Annotated in this window: 4 protein-coding genes; 1 reads left to right on the forward strand and 3 read right to left on the reverse strand. The window is 56.7% G+C overall.

Translation table 11 applies throughout. The features are described from left to right. Positions 1 to 149: 149 nt before the first annotated feature. A complete protein-coding gene (locus ACZ9W6_RS05750; RefSeq protein ID WP_465190109.1) occupies positions 150 to 569 on the reverse strand; it encodes a DUF4019 domain-containing protein in 420 nt (139 codons plus the stop codon). Positions 570 to 945: 376 nt separating this feature from the next. On the opposite strand from ACZ9W6_RS05750, the gene ACZ9W6_RS05755 reads away from it, so the two are divergent. Next, positions 946 to 2,490: a methyltransferase regulatory domain-containing protein gene (locus ACZ9W6_RS05755; protein WP_465190110.1), complete on the forward strand. Its 1,545-nt coding sequence runs from the start codon at positions 946 to 948 to the stop codon at positions 2,488 to 2,490. 62 nt (positions 2,491 to 2,552) lie between these two features. Here ACZ9W6_RS05755 and ACZ9W6_RS05760 read toward each other — a convergent pair whose 3' ends face one another. Next, positions 2,553 to 3,755: an alpha/beta hydrolase gene (locus ACZ9W6_RS05760; protein WP_465190112.1), complete on the reverse strand. Its 1,203-nt coding sequence runs from the start codon at positions 3,753 to 3,755 to the stop codon at positions 2,553 to 2,555. A 490-nt stretch (positions 3,756 to 4,245) separates the two neighbouring features. After that, the coding region (locus ACZ9W6_RS05765; RefSeq protein ID WP_465190113.1) for a DUF4214 domain-containing protein at positions 4,246 to 6,209 on the reverse strand (1,964 nt) is incomplete at its 5' end.

Genomic DNA, 6,209 nt, shown 5'->3' on the forward strand with positions numbered 1-6,209 from the left:
CGATAAAGAACGGTCGATTCGAAAGGCGCGAGTATAGCAGAGGCCTTGCGGCCAACGTTGGCCGCATGCTGCACGGCATGGGCCGGAGGCGTGGCGGGATGCTGCGTTCAGTGCAAGCGCGACTGGCCGCGGCTTGAGGTTGTAGGTGCTCAGTAGATGAAATAGCCGGAGACCCGCCATTGTCCGCTAGTGTCTTTCTTCGGCGTAATGGTTTCAAGCAAAGCGGCCTTGTTGGCAAAGTCGGTCTTGAAGCGGATCACCACATATTCGCCGGCCGGCGCATCCGGCAGGCTCAGCGTGTATTGCGCCGACAGCAGCTGGCGCTGCCTGGCCGCGCCCAGCGGGCTGCGCACGGCTTGCAGGCTGGCGACCCAGTCCGGCCGTGCGATGGCGGCCTGGAATTCGCTGGCGGCCAGCTCCCAGCTGCGCGCGTAGTTGGCCGCATCCACTTCAGCTAACCAGGCTTGCGCCGCCGCAATCGCCGGTGCCGTATCGGCTTTGTCTTGTGCCGGGCTGGTGAGGGGTGTCAGCAGGGTGCAAAACAGGGTCAGGGTGGTAATCAGCTTCATGCAGGCTCCGGCTTCGGCTTTGTCCGATTGGGTGGTGGCCGGCCAGCGGGTTGGCCGCAAGCCGGAAAGGAGGCGGGGTAAATGCCGGCGGCAATGATAATGAAGTTTTATGTCATTGGCGAGATGGCTTGTCGCGGTGCCGGGATTGCTGGTTGCAAGCTGATGGTCGGATCCGGCCGGAGGCATGTGTGGCAGCTTTTGTTTTTGCTATGCGACTGATTTTTAAATAGTTGTTCGATAGGCGTAGTGACCGGTGCATTTCTTGGTTATGGATGTTGTGGTGAATGCTTTATCAATTAAAGTTTTCGCGTAATATCCAAGGCAGTTACTGAGATAAGCTGATTGAAATTTACGGATTAGGCACGAGAGGTGGCAAATGGCAGATTGGTCTGATGGTTATGTTTCGGAGTTGGCTTACACCTATGGCTATTACCGCGAGTTGAATCCGCAATTGGCCAAGCTGGCCTTTCTGCATAAACGTCTGGATTTTCCGACGGTCAGGCATGCATGTGAGTTGGGCTTTGGTCAGGGGATAAGCATCAATATGCATGCTGCCGCCAGTGGTACGGAGTGGTGGGGGAGTGATTTCAATCCAACGCATGCGGCTCATGCTCAAGGTTTGGCCAGCAGTGCCGGCCATGATCGTGCTCATCTGAGCGATGAAGCTTTCGCCGAGTTTGTGGCCCGGGATGATTTGCCGCAATTCGACTTTATCGGCCTGCATGGGATATGGAGCTGGATTTCCGATGACAATCGCCGACATATCCAGTCCTTGCTGCGTAAGCACCTTCGTCCTGGAGGTGTTGTCTATATCAGCTATAACACTTTGCCGGGTTGGGGCGGATTTTCAGCCATGCGAGAACTGTTGCATGGCTACAGTGAACGTTTGACTGCGCCGGGGAGCAATATGGCCGGCCGTATTAATGCGGCTATCGGCTTTGCTGAAAGGTTGTTGGCGACTGAGCCTGGTTTTGCTGTGGCATTGCCACAGTTGGCTGACAGATTCCGTCAAATGAAAGCACACAACAGGCAGTATCTGGCGCATGAATACTTTAATCAGGATTGGCAGCCGATGTACTTCCATGAGGTGGCCGACTGGCTTGGCGAGGCCAAGCTTCAGTATGCGTGCTCTGCCAATCTGATGGATATGTTTGATGCGATCAATCTCAAGCCCGATCAGCAGGGTTTGCTATTGAGTGTCGAGGATGAAGTATTTCGTGAAACTATGCGGGACTACATGATTAATCAGCAGTTCAGGCGTGATTATTGGGTAAAGGGGCGCAAAGAGTTAAGTGATAGCCAGCTTCATGATTTGAGTGGTCAGCTGAGAGTGCTGCTTGTCAGTCCCCGGGAGCGGATTACATTCAAGGCAAGAGGCGCGCTCGGAGAGGGAGGGTTGCAAACCGAACTGTATAATCCGGTACTGGATATATTGTCGGATCACCAGCCTTATACACTTGAACAATTAAGGCAGCGTCTTGAAGGTCAGCTGAATATGGCACAGTTGCGCGAAATTCTGGTCATGCTGGTTGCCAAGAATGATGTGGTATTGCTGCAGGACGAAGAGATAAGTGATGCTTGTCTTTCGAGTTGCCATGCGCTCAATGCCGAGTTGGTGAAGAGGGGGCGAGATGGCAACCAATATCAGACTTTGGTGAGTCCTGTTATCGGAGGTGGGGTGGCTGTCAGTGACTATGCGATGAAGTTCTTGCACTATTGGGATGCTGGCATTCGTACGGCAGAGGCTTTGGCGCAATCTGTTTGGCAGCAGTTGTCTGCCAGAAAGCAGAAGCTGGTTCGTCAAGGACAGGTGCTGGAGAGTGAGGCTGATAATCTTGACGAGTTAAGAAAGCAAGCAAGCAACTTTCTGGAGCAGGATTTGCCTGTTCTGCAGCGGTTGCGGGTTTGTAAATCTGATTAATGGTAATTCAAGAAGTCACCAAATATCGTATCTGGTGGCTTCTTGTTTAAGGGTTTCTGTAGTCAGGGATGGGTTGACAACTGTATGCTGAACGAAACCTGCTTTGACACGCTAGGGGCGGTTTTAGGCGCACTTGCCTGCATCACCCCGCGCAGCGTCTGCAGCTGCCAGTCAAAATAGGGGTTGAACGTCAGCCGCGCGTGCACTTTGTCCGGCTCGCGATAACCCCAGTCGCTATACCACACCGGCTGGCCCTGCCGGCAAGCCGCGTCGGCTGCTTCGTCCTGTCCGTTCTGGCAAAAACGCAGGCTACCGTCTCTGCCATATAAGGGATTGTCCGGCGAGAACAGCACCGACATGTGCGAAAACTGGCTGATGCGCTGCTGCGGCAGGTAGTCGCTCTGCCACAGCAGGCGACTGTCAGCACCTTCGAGCGCCGTGCGGCCGTACCAGATCAGCCGGCTGGCCGGATGCGTGAAGCGGCTGTGAAACAGCTCGCGCGCGTAGGCAACATCCAGCACCGAATCATGCTCGGCCAGCACCATCAGCGCAGGCTTGTGGTAGGCGTGTGCGGCCAACGCCTCGCGCGCAACACTGCTGCTGCGATAAAACTGGCCAAAGCCGTTGGTCGGCACATTCAGATAACGCACCGGCGTTTGCTGCGCCCTGCTACCTTCCGGCTCGCGCAACCAGGGGCGCAGCGGCGCAACCAAGGGAGCCAGCCAGGCGATCCGGCTATCTGACTTGAAGCCCGGCGAAAACAGCAATACGCCAGCCACCTCGTCGTTGTGCATCGCCTCTTTCATCACCAGATTGCCACCGGTAGAAAAGCCGCCCAGCCAGACCGGCCCGGCCTCGCGTTGCAGCAGTGCGGTCTGCTGCGCGACGACCGCTTGCCAATCCTCAAGGTTGGCCACAATCAGGTCAGCCGGCTTGCTGCCATGCCCCGGCAGCAACACCGTGCGCACCAGAAAACCGTCTGCGGCCAACTTGGGCGCCAGATCGCTGAATGAAAACGGCGAATCACCCAAGCCATGTACCAGCAACACCCCGCCACGCGGCACACCGTCTGGCCGCCATTGCTGCGGGCTGTTATAGCCAAGCTCCGCCTCGCGGCTGCTGCCGACAAAAGCGCGATGCTTGCGCAGCCAATCGCGCGTCTGCACCTGATAGCTGGCAAAGTCGGTCTGCCCCAAAGGCGGCAGTGCATCCGGGGAGCGCGTCTGGCTGCAGGCAGCCAGCAATATGACCGAAACAAGAGGCATAACAAAAGTCAGCAATCGCACCATCATCCCACCTGAAAACCAAGACTCATCAAGCGGATAAACACCGCAAAAGCAGCAACATAAACCGCCATCGGCACTAACGCAGCCAGATTTTTGTCAACAGGTATAAAACAGGTAATAAGCATCTGACAATCCGCTCTGTGCATGTCTACGCCGTAGCTATTTTGTAGACTCCCGATGCATGGCATTTCGGTGCCAGTTGGCTGTAATACTTGCAATAGAGGGGCTGTAACTTGGGCTGGGCAAAGCCGCTCAGTAATCTCTGGCACATGAGCAAACTTTTCCTCATTACTGGGTGATCTGTAGCAGTGCGCCCTGCATGGATGTATCGCTGGATTGGTGATATTCAGGTCATGTGCGGTTGATTCGTTGTGTTTCCAGCGCCGGCATTCAGACTGTTTATATGGCGTAGGCGAGGTTGATTTGGGAGAAATGGCCCCCGCCAGGAATGGACGGGGGCTTTGGTTTATTACGGCAAGAATCGGTCGTGATACTCCTGCACATTCAGGAAGTGCTGGATGATGTCAATCTCCGGCGTTCCCTGTTGCAAGCGACCCAGCCAGTAGTCGAAACCGGCTTGCTCAGGCGCCCGATCCAGCAGACCGACATAGTCCAGAGCAATGCTGATCTTGGCGTCTGTAGCCTGCTTGTACTCGGCCGACTCGGTAAAGGCCAGCACGACATTGCCTTTGCTCTGTCCCTTCTCCAGTTGTTGCACCCAGTAAGCTTTGCCGTCAGCATCCGCCTGGCGGCCGAGCACGTTCTGGTAGAGACGGTCGACAAAGCTATCCAGGCTCTGGGTCTCGAAGCGACTACCAAACTCGGTACTGTTCACAAAGTCCGTAGCAATCTGCGCCAGCGTCTTGCCTTGCTGGAACTGATCAACCCAGTAGCCCAGACCATCGTTGTCAGGCAGGCGATCCAGGGCACCCAGATACAGACGGCTGATCCCCCCTGCACCGGTCTGGAATTCGACCGAATCGAGGAAGGCACTGGTGATCTGTGCCCGGCTCAATGTGTCGCTATCCAGCTGCTTCTGCCAGTAGATCAGACCATCGGACTCGGCTTCGCGGAACAGGGTGTCACGGTACAGCTGCATCACGAAGAATTTGCTGCTGGCAAACACATCGTTGTCCTTCACCCCGACCTGCAGGCCATTGGCGGCCTCCAGGCTGTCAGGGAACTGGTCACGATCGCTGTCACTGCTGCTGCCGCTACGGAAGCCGATGGCGCCCGGGTCAGTGATAACCCCATCCGCTTTGCCGTCGTTATCAAACTGTCCACCGTCCTCGATAGTGAAGTCCAGTCGGGTCTTGCCGCCTTCCGTCACGATCTTGCCGCCAAACTCGGCGCTGGCCAGGTTGACCCAGTCATTGCCGATCTGTTTCCAGTATCCGTTGACGCTGACCTTACCATCGACATACAGGCTGAAGTCCTTGCTGGCACCTGCCGTGCCGGCATCGGCCTGGAAAGCAATCAGGCCCAGCGGCATGGAGAGGTCGGCGGGGGCATCTGCCGGTTTGTCGAGCTGCTTGACGTTACTCAGCGCTGCACTGGCATTGCTGTCACTCTTGCCGTCGACAGAGTCGGCGACGAGGGTGACATAAATCTTCTCGGCGGTGCCAGGATTGCTTTCGGCCGTTTCAGAGTCGAGGAAGCCGACCGAGCTGACATTGGTTTGCAGACTGTCGGCAATGCCGTCGCCATTGCCGTCGCCTTTTGCGACCTGACCATTGGCATCAGGCAGGCTGGGGGCGTCATTTTCAACAACGTCATCGACGCCGTCCTGATCCGTGATCGGTGGGGTCGGATCGCTGACAGTGAGGAAGGTCACGTCTTTGTCTGAAGAGAGGGCGCTGACGGCATTGCCTGCGGCATCAAGCAGCGCGTTTGCGTCCCAGCTGACATAGTAGGCGGTCTCGAAGGCGAGCAGTTTATCCGGAGTCAGTACCAGTTCACCGCTATCGTTGATCGATGCGGTCACCGAGACCGGGTTATGGCCATAGACATCCTTCAGATAGACCTTGTCGAGCAGGGAGGCTTTGCTGAGGGGTTCACTGAACTGGACAGTCAGGGACTCATTGACCTCGGTACGGTCGCTACCCGGCTTGATAAAACTTGGTGTTTGAGTGTCGATATCGACAGTCAGGCTGCTGCTGGCGGCGGAGACATTGCCGGCGGCATCGGACTGTTTGACGGTGAGGCTGTGGCTGCCATCGGCCAGCGTGCTGCTGGTGATGCTCCAGTTGCCCGAGCCGTCGGCAGTGGTAGTGCCCAGCAGGGTGGTGCCATCGGTGTCGTAGAGTTTGACGGTAGCGTTGGCCTCACCGGTGCCGGTGATGACCGGTGTGTTCACCTTGGTCAGTCCATCGCCCAGGATGCCGCTGTCCGAACCGGCGCTGAGCGTCGACGTGGACGGGGCCGTCGGGGCGG

It is taken from the genome of Vogesella lacus (assembly GCF_979366295.1).

Coding starts and splice junctions, on each gene's coding strand:
- ACZ9W6_RS05750 (WP_465190109.1), bottom strand. CDS start 569: ATGAAGCTGATTACCACCCTGACCCTGTTTTGCACCCTGCTGACACCC.
- ACZ9W6_RS05755 (WP_465190110.1), top strand. CDS start 946: ATGGCAGATTGGTCTGATGGTTATGTTTCGGAGTTGGCTTACACCTAT.
- ACZ9W6_RS05760 (WP_465190112.1), bottom strand. CDS start 3,755: ATGCCTCTTGTTTCGGTCATATTGCTGGCTGCCTGCAGCCAGACGCGC.